We start from the raw sequence: 21,873 nt of genomic DNA on the forward strand, positions 1-21,873 counted from the left end.
TAACTTACCTCGAAATGGTCTATCGTGAAAATCACTCCAATGCAGTACACAGGGTGGAAGATTATACGGACTCCGCCTCAAAGCGCAAGGATCATCGGCCGATCTAAAAATATTTTTTGATCCTTAGAGAAAATTTTCCATAAATCGTCTAAAGTTATCCCCAGCTTTGTGGAAAAATAGCAAATGATCGAGATCAAACAAGAGGGTTCTCCTCTAATCGCGATGTCTTACCACAATTACCTGTGGATAAAAAGCATAAAAACTGTGTAAAAGAATGAAGATCTCTTGCCAATTTTACGGTATGATCTCTGGTCACGTTTCTGATCTGAGGATCGGAAAAATACGATGAGTAAAAATGAATCACTTTGACTTCTCTGGCGCTTGCATAAAAAAGCGGCCAGTAAAAAATTCTTTGTTTAATCCGTACTTCTTTTGTTTCATTGATCTTGTTTAGGGGGGTCCACCGTGTCACTTTCGCTTTGGCAGCAATGTCTTGCCCGATTGCAGGATGAACTACCTGCCACAGAATTCAGTATGTGGATACGCCCTCTTCAAGCTGAATTAAACGATAATACACTGGCACTTTATGCCCCGAATCGTTTTGTCCTTGATTGGGTTAGAGATAAGTACATCAATAACATCAACGAGTTATTGAATGACTTTTGTGGTACTGATGCGCCAGCTCTGCGTTTTGAGGTGGGGAGCAAACCCATCACCGTTTCTCCTACCAATACTCAGGCTCGCCATACCCATGAAGCGCCAGCTATCGCCGTTCCGTCGGCGCCAGTGAAGCCAAGTTGGGATAACTCAACCAAAGCGCAACCTGATGTTGCCTATCGCTCCAATGTTAACCCCAAACACACCTTTGATAACTTTGTTGAAGGTAAATCAAACCAACTCGCTCGTGCTGCTGCGAGGCAAGTTGCCGAAAATCCAGGGGGAGCATACAACCCATTATTCCTTTATGGGGGAACGGGCTTAGGTAAAACACACTTATTACATGCTGTAGGCAACAGCATCATGCAGCACAAAGCCAATGCGCGTGTCGTATATATGCATTCTGAACGTTTTGTCCAAGATATGGTCAAAGCTTTACAAAACAATGCGATTGAAGAGTTTAAACGCTATTACCGCTCTGTTGATGCACTGCTGATTGATGATATCCAATTTTTTGCGAATAAAGAGCGTTCTCAAGAAGAGTTTTTCCATACCTTCAATGCGCTGTTGGAAGGCAACCAACAAATTATTTTGACTTCCGATCGCTACCCTAAAGAGATCAATGGAGTTGAAGATCGTTTAAAATCGCGTTTTGGTTGGGGTTTAACGGTGGCCATTGAACCACCTGAATTAGAAACCCGTGTAGCGATTTTGATGAAGAAAGCCGATGAAAATGAGATCCAGCTTCCGGGCGAGGTGGCTTTTTTTATCGCTAAACGCCTACGCTCCAATGTGCGTGAACTGGAAGGTGCGTTAAACCGTGTTATTGCCAATGCAAACTTTACTGGCCGCGCTATCACCATTGACTTTGTGCGTGAAGCGCTGCGAGATTTGCTAGCACTACAAGAAAAACTGGTAACTATCGATAACATTCAGAAAACTGTGGCTGAATATTACAAAATAAAAGTTGCGGATTTACTTTCTAAACGTCGTTCTCGCTCTGTCGCCCGTCCGCGCCAGATGGCGATGGCGTTGGCGAAGGAACTGACCAATCATAGTTTGCCTGAAATCGGGGATGCCTTTGGTGGCCGTGATCATACAACGGTATTGCATGCTTGCCGTAAAATTGAACAATTGCGGGAAGAAAGCCATGACATCAAAGAGGATTTTTCTAACTTAATCAGAACATTATCATCTTAATTGCTATGAAATTTACTATTGAACGCGAGCAGTTATTAAAACCGTTGCAACAGGTTAGTGGTCCATTAGGTGGGCGTCCAACGCTACCTATTTTAGGTAATCTTCTTTTACAAGTTAAAGAAGGCGCTTTGCTATTAACCGGAACCGACTTAGAAATGGAGATGATGGCCCATGTTCCTTTAACGCAGGAGCATGACGTTGGAGCAACCACCGTTCCAGCACGCAAGTTTTTTGATATCTGGCGTGGGCTTCCTGAAGGTTCTGAAATTCGTGTAGAACTCGATGATGACAGGCTGCTTGTTCGCTCAGGGCGTAGCCGTTTTTCACTATCGACATTACCAGCCACAGATTTCCCGAATTTAGATGATTGGCAAAGTGAGGTGGAGTTTTCGCTTCCACAGTCAATCCTCAAACGCTTAATCGAAGCCACTCAGTTTTCAATGGCTCATCAAGATGTCCGTTATTACCTCAACGGCATGCTATTTGAAACCGAAGGCCAGTTATTAAGAACCGTTTCAACCGATGGGCACCGCCTTGCTGTATGTGCGATGGATATCGGGCAAGATTTACCTTCACATTCGGTCATCGTGCCACGCAAAGGGGTCATTGAGTTAATGCGCCTCTTGGATGGCGGTGATACCCCTGTCCAATTGCAGATAGGCAGTAATAATATTCGTGCCCATGTGGGGGATTTTATTTTCACCTCAAAACTGGTTGATGGCAGGTTCCCTGATTATCGTCGTGTTCTGCCGAAAAACCCGGATAAGACATTAGAAGCTCGTTGTGATCTGCTCAAGCAAGCATTTTCACGCGCGGCCATCTTATCGAATGAAAAATTCCGTGGCGTTCGCTTATATTTCAGTGAAAATCAGTTACGCATTACGGCAAACAACCCAGAGCAAGAAGAAGCGGAAGAGATTGTTGATGTGAATTATCAGGGTACTGAAATGGAAATAGGCTTTAACGTTAGCTATATCCTTGATGTGCTCAATGCCCTGAAGAGTGAAAACGTCACTCTGTTTTTAACCGATGCTGTGTCGAGTGTTCAAATTGAAGACTCCGCAAGTAGCGCGGCTGTTTACGTTGTTATGCCAATGCGTTTGTAATCGTTTTATGATCCTTTCGCGTTTATTGATCCGCGATTTTCGTAACATTGAAGATGCCGATCTCGCTTTAGCTAATGGGTTCAATTTTTTAATTGGCCCCAATGGGAGCGGCAAAACCAGTGTGCTTGAAGCGATATACACCTTGGGACATGGTCGTGCTTTTCGTAGTATCCAAGCGAACCGCGTGATCCGCCACGAACAGGCTCAATTTATCCTACATGGGAAATTAGGCCATCTGGATGCATCGCGCAAAGCATTGTCGTTAGGGTTGAGTAAAAACCGTGAGGGTGACAGTAAAGTCAGAATTGATGGCACAGACGGTCATAAAATTGCAGAACTGGCAAAATTACTGCCAATGCAATTAATTACCCCAGAAGGGTTTACCTTACTAAACGGTGGCCCTAAGTATCGACGTGCATTTATCGACTGGGGCTGTTTTCATAACGAACCGTTGTTTTTTTCCGTTTGGTCAGACTTAAAACGGTTATTAAAGCAACGCAATGCTGCATTACGGCAGGTCAGTCGCTATGAACAAATACGCCATTGGGATCAGCAATTAGCTCCGCTTGCAGAGCAAATCAGCCAATGGCGTAGTGAATATATTGCAGGTATTGCGGAAAATATTGAGCAAACCTGCCAACAATTTTTGCCTGAATTTGTATTATCGGTCTCTTTTCAACGCGGTTGGGATAAAGAAATCGATTATTCAGAGCTATTAGAACGCCAATTTGAGCGTGATAAAATGTTAACCTATACCGCCTCTGGGCCACATAAAGCTGATTTGCGGATCAGGGCGAATGGAACCCCTGTGGAAGATATGCTTTCACGCGGTCAATTGAAACTTTTAATGTGCGCATTAAGGTTAGCGCAGGGTGAGTTTTTCACCCAACAGAGCGGGCAAAGATGCCTGTATCTACTGGATGATTTTGCCTCAGAACTTGATTCGGGACGCCGTCAATTATTGGCTGCTCGGCTTAAGGCTACGCAAGCTCAAGTGTTTGTTAGTGCAATAACACCTGAGCAAGTTAAAGACATGATTGATGTAAATAGCAAGATGTTTAGCGTAGAACATGGCAAAATAGAAGTTAAACCACAGGAATAAATATAGCGGGAAACGTTGATGTCGAATACATATGACTCCTCAAGTATCAAGGTATTAAAAGGGCTGGATGCCGTGCGTAAGCGCCCAGGCATGTATATCGGTGATACCGACGATGGTACAGGTCTTCATCACATGGTCTTCGAGGTTGTCGACAACGCTATCGACGAAGCCCTCGCCGGTTTTTGTGACGACATCGTGATCACAATCCATGCTGATAACTCAGTCTCTGTTCAAGATGATGGTCGTGGTATTCCAACAGGTATCCATGAGGAAGAAGGGGTATCAGCAGCAGAAGTTATCATGACGGTACTGCATGCGGGCGGGAAATTTGACGATAACTCCTATAAAGTCTCCGGCGGTCTACACGGAGTTGGGGTTTCTGTTGTTAACGCCTTATCCGAAAAATTAGAGCTCACTATCCGCCGTGATGGTAAAGTTCATGAACAAACTTATTGCCACGGTGAGCCACAAGGCCCACTAACTGTTGTTGGTGAAACCGATCAAACCGGAACTCGCGTCCGTTTTTGGCCAAGCTTAGACACCTTCAAAGGCGTCACTGAATTTGAATACGACGTTTTAGCTAAGCGTCTGCGCGAACTGTCATTCTTAAACTCTGGTGTCTCAATCAGACTGATTGATAAACGTGATGGCAAAGAAGACCATTTCCACTATGAAGGTGGAATTAAAGCGTTCGTTGAGTATTTAAGCCGCAATAAAACCCCAATTCACCCATCTGTATTCTACTTCTCAACTGAGAAAGATGGTATTGGTGTTGAAATCGCCATGCAGTGGAACGATGGCTTCCAAGAAAACGTTTATTGCTACACCAATAATATTCCACAGCGTGATGGGGGTACTCACCTTGCAGGCTTCCGTGCCTCAATGACACGTACACTCAACAACTACATGGATAAAGAAGGCTATCAGAAAAAAGCTAAAGTCAGTGCAACCGGTGACGATGCCCGTGAAGGCTTGATTGCAGTTATCTCTGTTAAGGTGCCTGATCCTAAGTTTTCATCACAAACAAAAGAAAAACTCGTTTCTTCTGAGGTGAAAACAGCCGTTGAAACCATGATGAATGAACGGTTTGTTGAGTATCTATTAGAGAACCCAACTGACGCAAAAATTGTTGTTGGTAAAATTATTGATGCAGCGCGTGCGCGTGAGGCAGCACGTAAAGCACGTGAAATGACTCGCCGTAAAGGCGCCTTAGATCTGGCGGGTTTGCCGGGCAAACTGGCAGACTGCCAAGAGCGCGACCCAGCACTTTCTGAACTCTACCTTGTGGAAGGGGACTCCGCGGGCGGCTCTGCAAAACAAGGCCGTAACCGCAAGAACCAAGCTATTTTGCCTCTAAAAGGTAAAATTCTTAACGTTGAGAAAGCGCGTTTCGATAAGATGCTCTCCTCACAAGAGGTCGCTACGTTGATCACCGCTTTAGGCTGCGGTATTGGGCGTGATGAATATAACCCAGATAAACTGCGTTATCACAGCATTATTATCATGACGGATGCTGACGTCGATGGTTCGCATATCCGTACGCTGTTATTGACCTTCTTCTATCGCCAAATGCCTGAAATTGTTGAGCGTGGTCATGTTTATATCGCTCAGCCTCCACTGTACAAAGTGAAAAAAGGTAAGCAAGAGCAATACATCAAAGATGATGATGCGATGGATGAGTATCTCATTTCTATTGCACTTGATGGAGCCGCGCTACATCTAAGTGCTGATGCACCGGCGATGAAAGGCGAAGAGCTAGAAAAACTGGTTGTTGAATACAATGCTGCACACAAGATCATTCGTCGTCTTGAGCGGCTCTATCCACAAGCATTACTGAATAGCTTGGTGTATCACTCTACCTTGACGGAAGAAGCACTGAAAAGCAGTGAACAAGTCGAAGAGTGGACTAAAGGCTTAGTTCAACGCTTAGAAGACAATGAGCAGCTTGGTAGTACTTACAGCTATACCATCAAGGAAAATCGCGAACGTCAGCTATTTGAACCAACCATTCGTATCCGTACTCATGGCGTCGATACTGACTACAATCTCGACTTTGATTTTGTTCACGGTAGCGAATACCGCCGCATCACCCATTTAGGTGACATGATTGCCGACCTAATTGAAGAAGGTGCTTATATCGAACGTGGTGAACGCCGCCAGAATATCAAAAACTTCGAGGAAGCGCTGGCGTGGTTAAGCCGTGAGTCACGTCGTGGCCTATCGGTACAACGTTATAAAGGTCTTGGTGAGATGAACCCTGAGCAACTTTGGGAAACCACTATGAACCCTGATACACGTCGTATGATGCGCGTCACCGTAAAAGATGCTATCGCAACCGACTTGCTGTTCACCACTTTGATGGGTGATGCCGTTGAACCTCGTCGTGCCTTTATCGAAGAGAATGCTCTGAAAGCGGCAAATATTGATATCTAATTTGCGGCGAGAAAAAACCGTTATCAGCTTGAAAACCCTGTGTGAAAACATAGGGTTTTCTTTTATCCATGACTTAACATAACGCTAGTTTACAGTTTTTTACCCCTTGTATATTGATTAAACTCTCTTTTTTTATGTTATAAACGCTTAATACATACCTAATTAACTTAATTAAAAATAATACCCAATTAAATCTTTAAATTAGATATAACCAATCATTATCACTATGCGTTTATTTATCACTTTAATTTACTTTTTGCTGATTTCCGCTATACCCGCACTATTGGGTGGTGATATTAGTTTACTTTCCAAGCTCGCGATCACCGTAACGGGCACATTAGTTATGTTGCTTTGTGCGGGGATCTACCGCACGCTGGCTGGGAAAATCATCACGGTATTTGTTACCTTTTTATGGGCGCTCAACCTCTCCGTTTCATTTTTCTTTTATCAAAAACACGATATCCGCTTTTCCTCGTCGATTGCCGAAACATTTATCAACACCAATAGCAGTGAAACTGTAGGCATGCTCTCCTACAACAAATACTATGTTCTATTTTATATTATTGTTTTCGCTGTTTATTTTTTGAGTATTCGTCAAGGTGCTAAATACCTCAATCGCAAAGTCACTTGGGCAAGCTTGGGGTTATTTTGTGGTTATCTTGTGTTGATCCCAACCTATTATTCCGCGTTATTCGCGAAACAAGATAGCTATCTACTTTTAGGGGAACAATATCTCTCTCACACCCCTTTTTATAACGCGTCTGCACTGATCAGAAATTTATATGAAAATAGAGGCATTCGGAAGATATCCAGTTATACTGTTCAATATCAATACGATAAAAAAGAAACTGCTACCGATGTTTATGTCTTGATCATTGGCGAATCGGTACGCCGAGACCACTTAAGCCTTTATGGTTATCAATACGATACAACACCCAATTTAAACCGCCGTAAACCACAAATGCTGCTGTTTAATCAGGCCTATTCGCCTGCACCAGTCACCATCCTATCGGTGCCAGTGTCTCTCTCAAACATTAGCTTTTCACAGATGCAGGATAAGCAGCACTATGCTGATAACATTATTGCCTTAGCTAACCATGCGGGCTTTGATACCTATTGGATCAGCAATCAAGGTAAAACCAATAAAAAAACCAGCGTTATCTCCACCATTGCTAGCATGGCAAAACACAAGAAATGGAATGAGTTTGTCGGTTACGATGAAGAGATTTTAGACTATTTCGACCAAGCCATTAGCGATGATCCGCAGAATGGGGAAAAGAAAAAACTGATTGTATTACATACCTATGGTAGTCATGAACCATCCTGTAATCGCTTCCCTGAAGACCAATACCAAGAATTTAGCAAGCAAGAGGATGATAACTGTTATGATAGTTCGATTGCCTATACCGATAAATTTATCGATAAGATCTTGCAAAAATTAGATGGTAAGGCTGCAACCGTTATGTATTTTTCTGATCATGCCTTACAGCGATTAGACAGTGACCGTAACATTCACTACCACCATGGTGTCAATAGCCCACGCAAAGAGGCCTATGAAATTCCCCTGTTTATATGGTACAGCCAGAGTGCGTCCAAACCTGTATTGAACGAAACCGCCCTCAATCAGCCCTATTCTACCGCGAATAATTATTGGCTAATGAGTGATTGGTTAGGAATACAACAGCGCTCCCCTAAAGCCTGTTTATCTCCACTACGCGAGTGCTATCAGCCACAGAAAACGATCACCATGATTGATGGTAATCGGAACTTATTGGAGCTCAATACGCTCCCCTCAGAACAGACATCACCACAATAATCAGGCAATGGCTCGCTCTAAAATCATTGGAGCGAGTGCATCACTCTTGGTTATCCGTAAACCGTTCAGGGAAATCTTTAATAGAAATATCAACGGCATTCTTTGCCAGGCTGTCAAGAAAACCAAATAGTTGCTCAGCGTCTTGTTCCGTTAAATCTGCCGCCAAGTAATCATTCCACTTATTTAATTTATCATTCAGCTCCTCAACAATTTGCTCCCCAACCGCCGTTAGCGAGATATGGTAAGCACGCTTGTCAATTAAGCTACTCTTCTTTTCGACCCATCCTTGCTCAAGGAATTTACTGATCCCGCGCGTTGTCACCGACTTATCAATCACCATTGCACGCGAGATTTGCTCAAGCGTCGATTCATCATATTGCTGAATATGAAGTAACATCAAACACTCAATCGCATTGATCCCATAAGGCTCCCCCATCCATTTCATATAGCGATGGGCTGCACGGCTAATTATCCCAAAAACACGCGCTTGGTCTGTCCGCATAAATACCCCATTAGTTGATTTTATCAACTAATTAGTTAATAATCTGTTATCCATTTAGTTGATAATATCAACTAATCTTACTATTCACACGCAGATATTACCCATATTCAATACTTTATGTCACAAAATAATGCTTTGTTGCAGCGTTTAGGTTTTAATTCAGATCGCTTACGCTTTGCCACAATCACTGCTTGCGCCTCAATTATTGCGCTGTTTGTTGCTCAATATTTTCAGCTTGTCCATCCACAATGGGCAGCGATGACTGTGTGGGCATCTGCTCAGCCTTGGCGTGAAAACTTACTCGAAAAGAGTTGGTGGCGTTTTGCCGGTACTGTCAGTGGCGTACTCGCTGGGGTACTACTCATCTACCTGCATTTTATCCACCCGCTACTGTTTATCTTTGGGCTTGCCATATGGCTAGGGGCGTGTAGCGGTATTGGGCAACTCCAAAAAGGATTTGTGGCTTATGGTACGTTACTCGCAGGTTATTCTGCCGTGATGGTAAGCATGCTTAGCGTACATGACTCAAACAATATCTTTTTGGTGGCTTGGGATAGGCTATGGACTATCTTGGTCGGCGTTCTCTCTGCTGTGATTTTTAATTATCTATTCACGCCAAAGCGAGACCAAGCACCTATAACTGTTTTAAAAAACCAGATAAATCAACAGTTTTATACTATTTTACATCGAGCCTTACATAAGAAAGAAGCGATTAAACCAGATGATATTCATCATCTCTGGCAGCAAATCGCAAGCTATGATGAGCAGTTAGAAGCAAACCGTATTGGTTGGCGCTACCATCGAAAACAGGTGACTCAAGCACGGCAACGATTAATTGCCCAAAGCCAAATATTACTGCATTTAACGCAATTTAAATCGATTGCCGCATTCCCCTTTCCAGACCAAGAGCCGTCAGAAAGAGAGTGGAAACACTTATTATCACTTTGCCCAAATGGCCCCTTAAAAAATCTTTTGGTCACGCTCTATTACGCAATTAAAGGCACCTCGATAAAGCGTGAAAGCCGAGTCGATAAGCTCAAATTACATCAAGACAAGATTTCGGCATGGCATGCATTTTCGCGGTCATTTATCACCATTGGTGTGGTTGGGGTGCTTTGGCTATTAACACAATGGCAGACACTGGCTTATCTCACTTTAGGCCTTTCAGTGATGCTAACCATATTTGCTTCATTTGATTACCCCGATAAGTTCATGAAAAATGTTTTCACGGGGCAATTTTTGGGGGCTATTGCCGCCTTAATTTGCAGTTGGTGCCTGTGGCCTTTTGCAAGCTCATCATGGCAAATGACCTTGTTAATTATCCCTGTCATCATTAGCGGCATCATTATTTTTGCTCATAGCCGATTAATATTTATTGCTTTTGATTACATAATGGTTTCACTGATCTTACTGCAACCTAGCTACCCATTTTCAATTTCTTTTACAACCAGTGTGGGGAATGCGATTGCGATTGTCTGTGGACCTCTTGTGGCTATGATTGCCTTTATGTGGATTTATCCGACTACCCCCCAAAAACGTTACCAACATCTGCTTCAACTGGCTGATCAACAATTTAAGCAAGGGGTTGCACAGCTTATTCAAGGCCATAAACCATCAACAACGCGCCTAATGCATCGTTTATTAAATGGGTTAATACTTGCCAAAAAAAGCGAGCAGTCTTTCTCTGCTACACTTGATTTCTTCGAGGTAAGGCAAGGTATCTGGTTGATTTTAGTTATACTGCATAAACAATTTATGCATCAACCCTCAAAAAAACGCGCCCTAAATGCATTAGTTTTTCGCTTACAACACGACAAAATCGATGCAAACAAGCTAGAGCGAATCATTCAGCGATTAAGTAATAACCACGATAATCCAAAGAGGCTAATGCTATTACAGGACTATTTGAACAGACTGGCGGAGCAGAAAAGAAGATAAAAAACTGCACCTCCACGTTGGATGTGAGGTGCAGATTAATATGTCTATATGGCTTATAGTAGGATGTTTAGCATACGACGTAGTGGCTCGGCAGCACCCCACAACAGTTGGTCACCGACGGTGAAGGCAGACAGATATTCTGGCCCCATATTCAGTTTACGCAGGCGGCCCACAGGGGTACTCAATGTGCCAGTCACCGCAGCAGGTGTCAGCTCACGCATGGTGATTTCACGATCATTCGGGACGACTTTCACCCATTCATTGTGAGAAGCCAGCAACTGTTCAACTTCATTGAGCGGGATATCTTTTTTCAGTTTTAATGTGAATGCTTGGCTATGGCAACGTAATGCACCAATACGTACACATAAACCATCAACAGGGATAATATTACTACCTGTTGCCAAAATTTTGTTAGTTTCCGCTTGGCCCTTCCACTCTTCACGGCTTTGGCCATTTTCTAGCGCTTTATCAATCCATGGGATCAGACTGCCTGCCAAAGGTACCCCGAACGCATCGGTTGGCATGGTGCCGCTACGAGTAAAGTCGGTCACTTTTTTCTCAATATCTAAAATGGCCGATGCAGGATCTTGTAGCTCTTTAGCCACTTGATTATGTAATGCACCCATTTGCATTAATAGTTCACGCATATTGCGCGCGCCAGCCCCTGAAGCTGCCTGATATGTTGCGACAGAAGCCCATTCAACGAGGTTATTGGTAAACAAGCCGCCTAGCGACATTAGCATCAAACTGACCGTACAGTTACCACCAACGAAGGTCTTAATGCCTTTATTCAGTCCATCTTGGATATGTTGTTGGTTGACGGGGTCGAGAATGATGATCGCATCATCTTTCATACGTAAGGCTGATGCCGCATCAATCCAATAGCCTTCCCAGCCTGATGCTCGTAATTTAGGGTAAATATCATTCGTATAATCACCGCCTTGGCAACTAATAATGATATCTAGCGCTTTTAATGCATCGATGTCATTCGCATCTTGCAGCGTTCCGCGATGCCCACCATAAGTTGGCGCTTCAGCGCCATGTTGCGAGGTGGTAAAAAATACAGGATGAATTGCATTAAAATCACCATCTTCTACCATTCTCTGCATCAAAACTGAACCGACCATACCTCGCCAGCCGATAAATCCTACATTTTTCATTATGTTCACCCTGTCTGTTTAAAATTCTCCCCCCGAATAAATGCTCTGCTCCATCCGAAAACAGGTTTTGCTCTCAGCAGAAACAAAAAATTTATTGGGTACATTAAAGCTGACAAAATATGAACCAGTGTGCAAGTGAATTTATTCACTAATAGTAAGAAGATTAGAAATGTGCCTAATGATCCCCCTATCTTGGCGCTTATACCCTACGCGCAAAAGGCTAAACGTAGAGGGGCTAATGAAAAAAAACCATCGCGACACAGGACTGCCGCGATGGCGCAGGAAAACTGAAGTCAAGAAAATCAATCACTAACAGTTCCTAGATAAGCTTAACGTTTCTTTCTACAACCCTGTACCGCCTTAAAACGTGGATTCGTTTTGCAAATCACATAAACACGACCACGCCGACGAACGACTTGGCAATCAGGGTGGCGCTGTTTAGCGGTTTTTAATGAACTCAAGACTTTCACGTTTATTTCTCCTCTTTTGATAGGAAGCGAGCAAAACGTTTCTGGAACTGCGCGGTTTTCCCTTCTTGTGAAATCATTTTTTGTTTACCGGTATAAAACGGGTGTGACTGTGAAGAGACATCCAAAGTGACATATGGAAAGCGTTCACCTTCAAACTCTATTGTTTTTTCCGTTTTAATCGTTGAACCAACTTTAAAATAAGCATCAGCACTGGTGTCGTGAAACACGACGGTTCGATATTGAGGATGGATCCCAGATTTCATCATAACGCCTCTAATTGTTATGTTATAATATAACAATATACACTTTTAAATAGCGATGCAATCCTTTTATTGAAAAGGAACACTAAAAAATTATTAAATATTTGTTTTTATTGTGGAAATGAATGTTTTTGCTATAAAACGCACTGATTTTATAGGGAGCTATAATCTTTATTTGATATTTAGACCAACTATTAGTTGATAGTTTTATTAATCATCAAAACAACTAATAGAGTAAATCAATGAACGTAGAATCAATTACTTCTCAGCATACTGTCGCTAAACAGATAAAACCTTCTTTCACTGACACGCTACTAGGTTCGATTAAGAGTATACAAAATAAGATAAAATCTTCTGCCCCCAAAGTACATGCCACACTCAGTGGTGAAAAGAAAATAGAAAGCAGGATCCCCGGCAAAATGTTCCAATTGGCTATGGAGTACCAAGAGGCCTTTCCGCCACACCACAACGTGCATACTTCAAGCCTAGATAACCTTTTATCAATGGGAAATGACCCAAAAAAACCCATTATTGATTATTTTGACAGAGTCATTGTGATTGGTGATAGCTTGTCTGACTCAGAAAAGAGGATGTATCACAAGTCAAAAGGGCTTATCCCCCGCTCCTCTCAATACTATAAAGGTAAGTTTACTAATGGCAGCGTATGGACCGAATTTCTGACAATGCCAAGCATCATGCAAAGCGTGGCATTCCATAAAGGGATATCTCACGACCCGAAAGTGACGCTTATTAATAGGGCGGAAGGTGGGGCACCTTGTGCATCTTATTCAACGTCATCCCCTAAATTTAGGTTTCTCTCTAATATGGAAAAACAGATAAAAGGGTTAAATTTTACCGAAAAAGATTTAGTCATTGTTTTTATCGGTGCCAATGATTATCTCACTTATCATAAAACAGACGTGAATTTCGTCGTTTTGAGTCAAAAAAAATCAATTGAGAAGATGGTGCAAAAAGGCGCTAGGAAAATTTTAGTCATGGGGATACCCGACCTTTCTCAAACCCCTTACGCCAAAAAGGTCGCAGAGAAAAACCCCAAATACCGGCAGGAAATGCAACGTATTTCTATTGAACATAATCATAAACTTAGACAACTCGTTGAGCTTATGAATTTACAGCAACCTTGTCGGATCATGTTCTTTGACGTCAATAACACCATGGATAACATTATGAATGTCGTCAATAACATAAATGCCAGAAAGCCGGGATCTTATGAGGTAAACAAGGCTTTTTCACATGGGTACATCTTCGGGAACGCTCCCTTAGAAATCGACCCTCACTATGTATTTGTTGACGAGGTACATCCAACCCAAGAAATCCATCATATTATTGCGATGGAATTGCATCATTTTATTTATAAAAACTTTAATCCACAGAACAAATCAATATTAATCAGCGAACCTTAAACCGTCTAAAAAAACAACAGGAGGCTCGTTTGTCCATACAACTAGCCTCTTATTGCCCTCCCTACACTGCCACGGCAAAATCTGCGCTTTCTTTAACATGAACAAAAACAATGTCTAGCAGCAAAGCCGCATTATCTGACTAAAAACTTTTATATAATCAGCCTCAAACGCTACCATTTATGACTTATCAAAGTGATACTAAGCGTATTAGATAATTGTCACCATTAAGGAGATACCTATGTATTACGGCTTTGATATGGGCGGTACAAAAATTGAACTTGCTGTGTTTGATGAATCACTCAACCCCATTTGGCAAAAACGCGTACCAACACCAAAAGATGATTATCAAGCTCTCCTTAATGCTTTTCGTCATCTTACTGAAGAAGCTGATACTCAATTTAACGGTCAAGGAAAGGTGGGAGTTGGCATACCCGGTATTGTCAACCACGAGAAAGGAACGGTATTTACTACAAATGTACCCGCCGCTAAATATCAGCCTTTGGTCTATGACTTAGCCGATACCTTACAACGCCCAGTCAAAGTAGAGAACGATGCTAACTGTTTTGCGCTTTCAGAAGCTTGGGCGCCTGAGTTTAAAAATTACCCAACGGTACTTGGTCTGATATTAGGCACTGGCGTTGGTGGCGGCTTTGTCACCCACGGTAAAGTCCTTCCCGGTAAAAATGGCATTGCTGGCGAAATTGGTCATATGAATGTGACCTTACAGGGCGCTCGTTTACTTGGAAACCAAGTTCCGGAAGTCATGTGCGGTTGTGGTAAACCTGCTTGCTTTGAAACCTATTTGTCCGGCCCAGGTTTTGAACGCATCTATACCTCATTTACAGGTGAACAAAAATCAGCGATTGAAATTATCCAGCTTTACTACCAAGGCGACCGCAATGCAAAACAGCATGTTGAACGCTATATCGATTTATTAGGGATGTTTTTAGGTCAAGTATTGACCATACTAGACCCTGATTTAGTGGTGATTGGTGGCGGATTATCGCAATTTGATGGTATTTACCAACTTCTGCCTGATGTTTTGCCTCAGTATTTGTATGGTATCGCGAATCTCCCTGCCATTGAAAAAGCACGATATGGTGACTCCGGTGGTGCAAGAGGTGCTGCGTGTTTAAACTTACTTGATTAATTCTATTTAAATTTTTTCATACTAAAAAACTGAAGCAGCGCTAAATACACCGTGTCTCTTTTCGTTGTTTCAGTTTTTAAATAGTGAGATCGGGAACCAAAACACCGTAAAACGCCCCATATTAATGGCCAAAAAGAGATTCGCCAATTCACATCTGGCATGACTATTTTTAGCATCCCCTCGACAAACACCCCCAGTCTATCAATAGACAGATAGATTTATTGAACGCCAATTAATGGCAATAGCCTATTCTTTATCAAATGATTATTGTCACTGTTAAAAACGGTGTGTTTATTTTTTATCAAAGCTCAACTTATTAATGCTACATATTGTTTTTATTGATATTTTTATTTAACAGTGTCAATAAGAAAATCTTCAATTAATGATTAAACTCATTTAACTTAAGGTTCAAAAATAAATTAAACATATGGTTAATTATAATATAGCCTCCCTTTTAACCAGTCAGAAATTATCTTAAATAATCGAATAACATCATAAGCATTCGCAATTTAACTAAGTGAAAACAGTCCATCATATTAACGAAGCTGGTGAGCTATCATCAACATATAAGGGTAAGCTGTCTAACTATTAGACAATGAAATAGGGCTAGCGACATGCCTATTTTTTATTAGTTGATTGATTAAATCACTTTACCATCGCTTACTAGTTTTGAACTATAAATACGACAAAATAATAATAAAGACATTATAATTGATTTTTTGCCAACTTCATCACAAAAAAATAATTATGATTCATGATTAAATTAAATCATGAACTATATGTTCACATATTGCTAGGAGTCATTAAATTTGTTAGTCGCCTTAGCAGACCTTATCGGTTATCAGATAAGCCAGTCTTTTAAACTCTAAACGCATAATATCACTTATCAGATATTTTTAAAATATCAATTGATGTAGTGGCTGTGATTATCATGGCAAAAGATAACTCCGATATTACTAAACAATCTCTCTATTTCATATGATTAATTAAATCGTATGAAATAAAGCATCGCATTACATTAATGAGGTATATCATGGATTTTAATCAATCTCCTTTAGCTATAAATAGTGCAAACAAAAAACAATCCAGTTTTGATTTGATTGTACAAAGTAGTTGTCGTTCCGTTATGCAACAGCCATTAGTGAATTTCACTAATAATCCGTCATTAATTAGCTTACAGCAAGATGTCAATTCTGCATTAGGCACAGCAAAAGAAAATGCAAAATATTATCTTGATACGATACAACCAATGATAATTAGGAATATTTCCAGCATTAGTGCTTACTATACAATTCATAATTCAATAGCATCCCAAGTTCCGGCGGGAAAAAGTATTTCTGATTGGCTAAATATTTTAGGTGCGATTAGAGATCAATCAAACAAATATGCAAGTGAGGCGAATGTAACTAGCACACTCTTATCACAATTTAGCCATAAGCTAGATAATAGTGTAGCGAGTTTCTATGATGTTGTTGATAGATTAAACACCGCGATACTAGGTGATAACGGTGCGCTGTCTCAAAATAGAAATAATATACTCAATATACAAACACAAATAGCTGCTGATCAAGCCGGTATAACGATTAGTGCTTTAGGTATTGCTGGAGGGTTCTTTTCTATTATTGTGGGGGCTGTGGGTTCCCTCGTTACCGGAGGGGCGGCAGTAAGCATGGTGATTGGAGGGGCGGTGGCAATAGCAACAGGTCTTGCTGGTGTTATAGGTGCGGTACTTAAACTTCAGGGTGACCTTAGATTGAAAGAGAAGTTATTAATTGAAGATGCTAATTTGAAAAATGAGGTTAGAGTCGCTCAAGCATGTTCAACGGGAAATGCGCAACTGGCAACTTGTATATCACAAGCAGCTCAAGCTTCACTTGAAATGTCAAATGCATGGCAGTTTCTCTCTAATGATATAGATAACCTTATTAGTGACCTAAATATGGGAATTATCAATACGGATAATGTTAGAGAATTATTCTTATCTAGTGCTAATAACCAAGTTAAAATCGTATTAAAAGATACTGATACAATTAAATCGCAAATGAGTGGTGTTGAATATGTCATCAACCCTAAAAAGTTAACTTATGATTTAATTAATGTTAATTAAAAATCAGCACTAAAAATAGCATAGGAAGTTAATAACATGAAGTAAAATTAACTCAATCATAAGGTGAAGGTATGAACATTTTAAATTATAAAAGCCTAATGTTTAATTATCTTGGTATATTAAGCAAGTATAATAATTCGCAATGGAACTTGCCCTTTTATGCTCAGAAAATAATCATAGCAATTAATAATTCAATGCTTGTATGCGAGAAAGTTATTGAGGCTTCATCAGCTCAAATCCAAAATTGGATTAATGAACTTAAATCAATATCCAATTTTATAAATATGAATGACATATCTAGTTGTCGTGAAGCATTCTCTAAAATGCAACTTGATTCATCTAATGTCATTAATGATATATCGTTACAAATAAGTGTCCTGCAAGACTGTGTTAGTACTATAGAAGACGTCATGTCAACATCTCAAATTTTCTATGGTGATCCGGAAATTAACGCATTAAATGAATTTAAAAATGACGTAATTGGTTTTTTTAATATTGAAATGAACTTTCAAGTATATCTACTTGTAATATTATCGGATTGCAAAGCGCTAAATAATCTCTTTAGCATAAGTATACAACCATACAACTATGAACAATATAATTCGATGTTAGTTGTTAAGGTGCAAACCGAAGCCTCATTTGTAAAAGTAAAGGAATTAAGATTGTCACTTTAGGATATAGGGATTAAAGGCGCTTATTGCAAAAAGTGCATTGGTGTGACGTTATTGCTCATTATTTAGGAAAATAACCATGTCACTGAATGATTTTAAATGGAAGTATTTTGCTCCCTCTATCACCCTTTGTGTATACGTAGCTATGATTCAATATCTCTGAGCTATGCCGATGTTAGTGATATTTTGGCTGAACGAGGAATTTTTCATCATTCAGCCACTTATTGCTATTTTATCGAATAGACTCCGATAGAACATGTCAAATATATCAAGCAAACCTAACTCAGTTATGGCGTAATGACGCGTACGTATCTGTAAACTATTTTCATAATGCTAGTTAAGTTAAAGGTCACAAATTGTAGGTAAAAATTGCAATGCCTGGTGTGAATTGACGAATATCTAGCTGACCATGGAAATGGGCTGCTTTACTGTGTTTTTGAATCTATAGCACGCCTTTAATCTCACTTTTTTCTTTTATTAATAACCATTTTATTGTTTATCACTAGAAAAAGATAATTTAAAAAATAATATTTTTATATTGATGCATTTTTCAGAGTTTTTTAATTCTACGGTTTCAATAAGTTATAACATAATCTTACATATTGCTGTTATGATTCATTATCTTTTATTAACAATTAATGGCAAAATAACTCCTATCTAGCCCGTTTTTATCAGTCATTGATGATACTTAGAAAAATTTCATAAATAACTCATGAAAATCAGCCAGATAATAAAGACTAGTCCGATACTGAAAATCATTGAAATTGATATGATTAAGTTAACGGTAATGGTAATAACAAAATTGAAACTCTAAATATTATAGAGAGAACATTTATGAGTTTGTTTCTACAAAACTGTCTGACCTTCCCCGTCATTATTTTTAGCGGCCTACTTATTATTGTTATGTTTTATTGGTTATGCGCCGCTTTTGGATTATTAGATATTGATTTATTTAATGTTGATACATCCGTTGATGGTGGCGGCTTTGATGCTACAGGGTTTGCTGGCTGGCTCACAAAACTCGGGCTTGCAGGTATTCCAGTCACGATTATTCTGACCTTATTTACACTATTTGGCTGGTTATTAAGTTACTTTAGTGTTCATTGGTTTATTCGTTTTATTGATATTACACTACTACGCTACCTTGTCGGCTTCACTGTATTCTTCGTTATATCCTTTATTTCAATCCACTTAACCGCCCTATGTTTAAAACCATTACGTGAGAAATTGGCTAAATCTAATACGCCAAAAACAGCCCAGCGATTAATGGGTAAACTCGCCACCGTACGTTCAGGAGAAGTCACCGAACATAAAGGCGAAGCCATACTAGAAGATGGTGGTGCAGGGTTAATTCTGCAAATTCGTGCCGCTGCTACTGAAAATATTAAGCGAGGTGACCGCGTTGTTATCATTAGTTATGACCCCGTGTCACACAGCTACAATGTGGTGACGGAAGATGAATTTCGCCAGTAATAAACACTATTTTGAACCTTTAACGACGACATTATCGAAACCCATGGAGAGAAAATATGGAATTGGCTGACCTAATGCCCTTTTTAACCATTATTGGGGGCATCATCATAGTCATACTTGGCTTTTTTGGGCTATTTAAAGCCTTCTATATCAAGGTCCCACAAGGAACTGCATTGATTGTTAACGACATGTCGTCGCAACCAAAAGTTCACTTTACTGGTGCTTTAGTTTATCCCGTCATCTACAAAAAAGAGTTTATGAGAATTTCTCTCTTAACTTTGGAAGTTGACCGCCGCGGTAAAGATGGCCTGATTTGCCAAGACAACTTACGTGCAGATATTACTGTCGCTTTCTATTTACGTGTTAATGAGACCACTGAAGACGTACTCAAAGTGGCTAAAGCCATTGGGGTCGACCGCGCATCCGATCATCAAGCCGTCAGTACCTTATTTAGCGCTAAGTTTTCAGAAGCACTCAAAACGGTTGGTAAGCAGTTTGAACTCTCTAAGCTATTTGAAGATAGGCAGAACTTCCGTGATCGTATCGTGGATGTTATCGGTAAAGATCTCAATGGTTATGCACTTGAAGATGTGGCCATTGACTACCTTGAACAAACGCCAAAAGCCGCTCTTGATCCAAATAATATCTTCGACTCCGAAGGTATCCGTAAAATCACTGAAATCACCGCTATCCATAATATTGAAACTAACCAGAAAGAGCGCGACCAAGAACTGGCTATTCAAAAGAAAAATGTGGAAACCCGTGAAGCAAGCCTAGCCCTTGAACGCCAACAAGCGGATGCAGAAGCTCGCCAAAAACGTGAGATTGAAAATATTCGTGCTCGTGAGCAAGCCGAAACATTACGCGTACAAGAAGAAGAGCGCTTAAAAGCAGAGCAAGCACGTATTCAAACTCAGCAAGAAATTGAAATTCGTGAAGAAAATCGCATGCGTGAAGTTGAAGTTGCTCAGCAGAACCGGACCCGCGCAGTTGCTATTGAACAGGAACGCGTTAATCGTGCTCGTGACCTCGAAATCGTAGCCCGCGAACGTGAGGTTGAACTACAACGTATTGAAAAAGAAAAAGCGTTGGAAGAAGAACGCAAAAATATTTCTAACGTGATCCGTGAACGCGTTATCGTTGAAAAAAGCGTTGCCCAAGAAGAAGAGCGTATCAAAGAGGTACGTGAAGTATCAGAAGCCGATCGCTTAAGACAAGTGACCGTTATCAACGCTCAAGCAGAAGCGGAAGAGTCTTTAGTTCGCCAAGTGAAGAAAGCCGAAGCCGATGAAGCGAGTGCAAAACACAGAGCCGAAGAAATCAGCACCATGGCACAAGCGGAACTTGAAGCTTCAGCAAAACAAGCAGAAGCCAAAAAACGCTTAGCAGAAGGGATTGAAGCTGAACATGCTGCACTCGGCCTCGCAGAAGCACGAGTACGTCAAGCCACAGCCGAAGCGGAAGAAAAAGAGGGATTAGTCCTAGCGAATATCACCGCTGAGAAACTCCTAGCAGAAGCGCGTGGGTTAAAAGAAAAAGGCTTAACTGAAGCACAAGTGTTGGAAGCAAAAGCACTTGCTGAACAACAACAAGGCTTTGCTGAAGCGAAAGTCCTCGAAGAAAAACTGGCCGCTCAAGCACGCGGTGAAGAGCAACAAGCCAATGCGAAAGAAAAACTGGGCTTGGCGGATGCGAAAGTGCTTGAAGAGAAACTGGCTGCCCAAGCTCGAGGGGAAGGTCAATTAGGTGCAGCACAAGCCGAAGTGATCCGTCAACGTCTGAAAGCAGAAGCGGATGGCTTGACCGATAAATTCAAATCCATGGATCACCTCAGCGATACTGCCCGTGCTCATGAAGAGTTCCGTATGCGTCTTGAGAAAGAGTTTGAGCAAGCTATGGCATCAATTGACGCAAATAAAGAGATTGCTCGTGAGCAAGCCGATGTATTGGCTGCTGCATTAACCAAAACCAATATCGAAATTGTGGGCGGTGACGGTAGCTTCTTTAATACCTTCTCTAAAGCGCTTAGCTTAGGTAAAGCCGTTGATGGCTTTATGGATAAAAGCAGCTTTGCTAAAGAGAGTGTCGAAAAGCTGATCAACCGTAAAGACGATAAGAAAATCGATATTGCAGCTTTACTGAAAAACCCTGAGGTTCAAGATTTGATTAACAGCTTTATGGCTGCAAAAGGTGCAAACCCGCAGGTTAAAACCGTCTCGGCAAAACCTGAAGCACCAACGGATGATCAGCTCTAATGGGGTATGCTCTAACGTGTTTAAATTATATTACTGGCTCGGTATGGCACTCATACCGTAGCGAATAATCATTTAACGGTAAACGAGCATCCTAGTTCAAAGGCATACATATCGGGTATGCCTTCAACTTTTGTCTTTTGTTATAGCCA

Annotated in this window: 16 protein-coding genes; 12 read left to right on the plus strand and 4 right to left on the minus strand. The window is 40.9% G+C overall.

Translation table 11 applies throughout. From position 1 onward, the window contains the following. Positions 1-465: 465 nt before the first annotated feature. The 5 genes from dnaA to PR833_RS15565 all read left to right on the plus strand — a co-directional run bounded on the left by dnaA (position 466) and on the right by PR833_RS15565 (position 8,314). The gene (gene dnaA, locus PR833_RS15545) at positions 466-1,857 is read left to right on the plus strand and encodes a chromosomal replication initiator protein DnaA (protein ID WP_004924106.1); all 1,392 of its coding nucleotides are present in this window, start codon (positions 466-468) and stop codon (positions 1,855-1,857) included. 5 nt (positions 1,858-1,862) lie between these two features. Further along, entirely contained in the window at positions 1,863-2,963 is a 1,101-nt protein-coding gene (dnaN, locus tag PR833_RS15550; protein WP_004924103.1) for a DNA polymerase III subunit beta, read from the plus strand. A gap of 7 nt (positions 2,964-2,970) precedes the next feature. After that, entirely contained in the window at positions 2,971-4,065 is a 1,095-nt protein-coding gene (gene recF / locus PR833_RS15555) for a DNA replication/repair protein RecF (RefSeq protein WP_004924099.1), read from the plus strand. An 18-nt stretch (positions 4,066-4,083) separates the two neighbouring features. Beyond that, positions 4,084-6,498 (plus strand): DNA topoisomerase (ATP-hydrolyzing) subunit B, encoded by a 2,415-nt coding sequence (gyrB, locus tag PR833_RS15560; protein ID WP_004924097.1) that lies wholly within the window; start codon positions 4,084-4,086, stop codon positions 6,496-6,498. Positions 6,499-6,724: 226 nt separating this feature from the next. Then, on the plus strand, positions 6,725-8,314 hold the full coding sequence (locus PR833_RS15565; RefSeq protein ID WP_272526328.1) for a phosphoethanolamine transferase: 1,590 nt from the start codon (positions 6,725-6,727) through the stop codon (positions 8,312-8,314). Positions 8,315-8,354: 40 nt separating this feature from the next. Here PR833_RS15565 and PR833_RS15570 read toward each other — a convergent pair whose 3' ends face one another. Continuing rightward, entirely contained in the window at positions 8,355-8,816 is a 462-nt protein-coding gene (locus PR833_RS15570; RefSeq protein ID WP_004924091.1) for a MarR family winged helix-turn-helix transcriptional regulator, read from the minus strand. A 117-nt stretch (positions 8,817-8,933) separates the two neighbouring features. On the opposite strand from PR833_RS15570, the gene PR833_RS15575 reads away from it, so the two are divergent. Continuing rightward, the gene (locus PR833_RS15575) at positions 8,934-10,754 is read left to right on the plus strand and encodes an FUSC family protein (RefSeq protein ID WP_272526329.1); all 1,821 of its coding nucleotides are present in this window, start codon (positions 8,934-8,936) and stop codon (positions 10,752-10,754) included. 53 nt (positions 10,755-10,807) lie between these two features. Here the strand turns inward: PR833_RS15575 and asd are convergent, their stop codons facing one another. The 3 genes from asd to PR833_RS15590 all read right to left on the minus strand — a co-directional run bounded on the left by asd (position 10,808) and on the right by PR833_RS15590 (position 12,647). After that, the gene (gene asd, locus PR833_RS15580; protein ID WP_272526330.1) at positions 10,808-11,914 is read right to left on the minus strand and encodes an aspartate-semialdehyde dehydrogenase; all 1,107 of its coding nucleotides are present in this window, start codon (positions 11,912-11,914) and stop codon (positions 10,808-10,810) included. Between the two features lie 329 nt (positions 11,915-12,243). Continuing rightward, positions 12,244-12,384: a type B 50S ribosomal protein L36 gene (gene ykgO, locus PR833_RS15585; RefSeq protein WP_014657160.1), complete on the minus strand. Its 141-nt coding sequence runs from the start codon at positions 12,382-12,384 to the stop codon at positions 12,244-12,246. 2 nt (positions 12,385-12,386) lie between these two features. Further along, positions 12,387-12,647 carry a type B 50S ribosomal protein L31 gene (locus PR833_RS15590; RefSeq protein ID WP_014657159.1) on the minus strand — a complete coding sequence of 87 codons (261 nt, stop codon included), beginning with the start codon at positions 12,645-12,647 and terminating at the stop codon, positions 12,387-12,389. 239 nt (positions 12,648-12,886) lie between these two features. Between PR833_RS15590 and PR833_RS15595 the strand changes: the two genes are divergently transcribed. From PR833_RS15595 to PR833_RS15620, 6 genes are all read left to right on the plus strand, one after another. Beyond that, positions 12,887-14,068, plus strand: coding sequence for an SGNH/GDSL hydrolase family protein (locus tag PR833_RS15595; RefSeq protein ID WP_150376177.1), 1,182 nt, complete (start codon positions 12,887-12,889; stop codon positions 14,066-14,068). Positions 14,069-14,306: 238 nt separating this feature from the next. After that, positions 14,307-15,218 carry an N-acetylglucosamine kinase gene (nagK, locus tag PR833_RS15600; RefSeq protein ID WP_004924069.1) on the plus strand — a complete coding sequence of 304 codons (912 nt, stop codon included), beginning with the start codon at positions 14,307-14,309 and terminating at the stop codon, positions 15,216-15,218. Positions 15,219-16,251: 1,033 nt separating this feature from the next. Then, a complete protein-coding gene (locus PR833_RS15605) occupies positions 16,252-17,325 on the plus strand; it encodes an HBL/NHE enterotoxin family protein (RefSeq protein ID WP_014657156.1) in 1,074 nt (357 codons plus the stop codon). A 71-nt stretch (positions 17,326-17,396) separates the two neighbouring features. Continuing rightward, complete coding sequence (locus tag PR833_RS15610) at positions 17,397-17,999, plus strand: hypothetical protein (RefSeq protein ID WP_004924062.1); 603 nt, start codon at positions 17,397-17,399, stop codon at positions 17,997-17,999. 831 nt (positions 18,000-18,830) lie between these two features. Next, positions 18,831-19,469 carry an OB-fold-containig protein gene (locus PR833_RS15615; protein WP_004924054.1) on the plus strand — a complete coding sequence of 213 codons (639 nt, stop codon included), beginning with the start codon at positions 18,831-18,833 and terminating at the stop codon, positions 19,467-19,469. 56 nt (positions 19,470-19,525) lie between these two features. Next, positions 19,526-21,724, plus strand: a complete 2,199-nt coding sequence (locus PR833_RS15620) for a flotillin family protein (protein ID WP_004924051.1) — start codon at positions 19,526-19,528, stop codon at positions 21,722-21,724. Positions 21,725-21,873 lie beyond the last annotated feature (149 nt).

This window comes from Providencia sp. PROV189 (assembly GCF_028480065.1).
In the GTDB taxonomy this organism is placed as follows: Bacteria; Pseudomonadota; Gammaproteobacteria; order Enterobacterales; family Enterobacteriaceae; genus Providencia; species Providencia stuartii.

What these genes read in the sequence shown, in the direction of transcription:
- dnaN (WP_004924103.1), top strand. Translation starts at nt 1,863, where the DNA reads ATGAAATTTACTATTGAACGCGAGCAGTTATTAAAACCGTTGCAACAG.
- recF (WP_004924099.1), top strand. Translation starts at nt 2,971, where the DNA reads ATGATCCTTTCGCGTTTATTGATCCGCGATTTTCGTAACATTGAAGAT.
- gyrB (WP_004924097.1), top strand. Translation starts at nt 4,084, where the DNA reads ATGTCGAATACATATGACTCCTCAAGTATCAAGGTATTAAAAGGGCTG.
- PR833_RS15565 (WP_272526328.1), top strand. Translation starts at nt 6,725, where the DNA reads ATGCGTTTATTTATCACTTTAATTTACTTTTTGCTGATTTCCGCTATA.
- PR833_RS15570 (WP_004924091.1), bottom strand. Translation starts at nt 8,816, where the DNA reads ATGCGGACAGACCAAGCGCGTGTTTTTGGGATAATTAGCCGTGCAGCC.
- PR833_RS15575 (WP_272526329.1), top strand. Translation starts at nt 8,934, where the DNA reads ATGTCACAAAATAATGCTTTGTTGCAGCGTTTAGGTTTTAATTCAGAT.
- asd (WP_272526330.1), bottom strand. Translation starts at nt 11,914, where the DNA reads ATGAAAAATGTAGGATTTATCGGCTGGCGAGGTATGGTCGGTTCAGTT.
- PR833_RS15590 (WP_014657159.1), bottom strand. Translation starts at nt 12,647, where the DNA reads ATGAAATCTGGGATCCATCCTCAATATCGAACCGTCGTGTTTCACGAC.
- PR833_RS15595 (WP_150376177.1), top strand. Translation starts at nt 12,887, where the DNA reads ATGAACGTAGAATCAATTACTTCTCAGCATACTGTCGCTAAACAGATA.
- nagK (WP_004924069.1), top strand. Translation starts at nt 14,307, where the DNA reads ATGTATTACGGCTTTGATATGGGCGGTACAAAAATTGAACTTGCTGTG.
- PR833_RS15605 (WP_014657156.1), top strand. Translation starts at nt 16,252, where the DNA reads ATGGATTTTAATCAATCTCCTTTAGCTATAAATAGTGCAAACAAAAAA.
- PR833_RS15610 (WP_004924062.1), top strand. Translation starts at nt 17,397, where the DNA reads ATGAACATTTTAAATTATAAAAGCCTAATGTTTAATTATCTTGGTATA.
- PR833_RS15615 (WP_004924054.1), top strand. Translation starts at nt 18,831, where the DNA reads ATGAGTTTGTTTCTACAAAACTGTCTGACCTTCCCCGTCATTATTTTT.
- PR833_RS15620 (WP_004924051.1), top strand. Translation starts at nt 19,526, where the DNA reads ATGGAATTGGCTGACCTAATGCCCTTTTTAACCATTATTGGGGGCATC.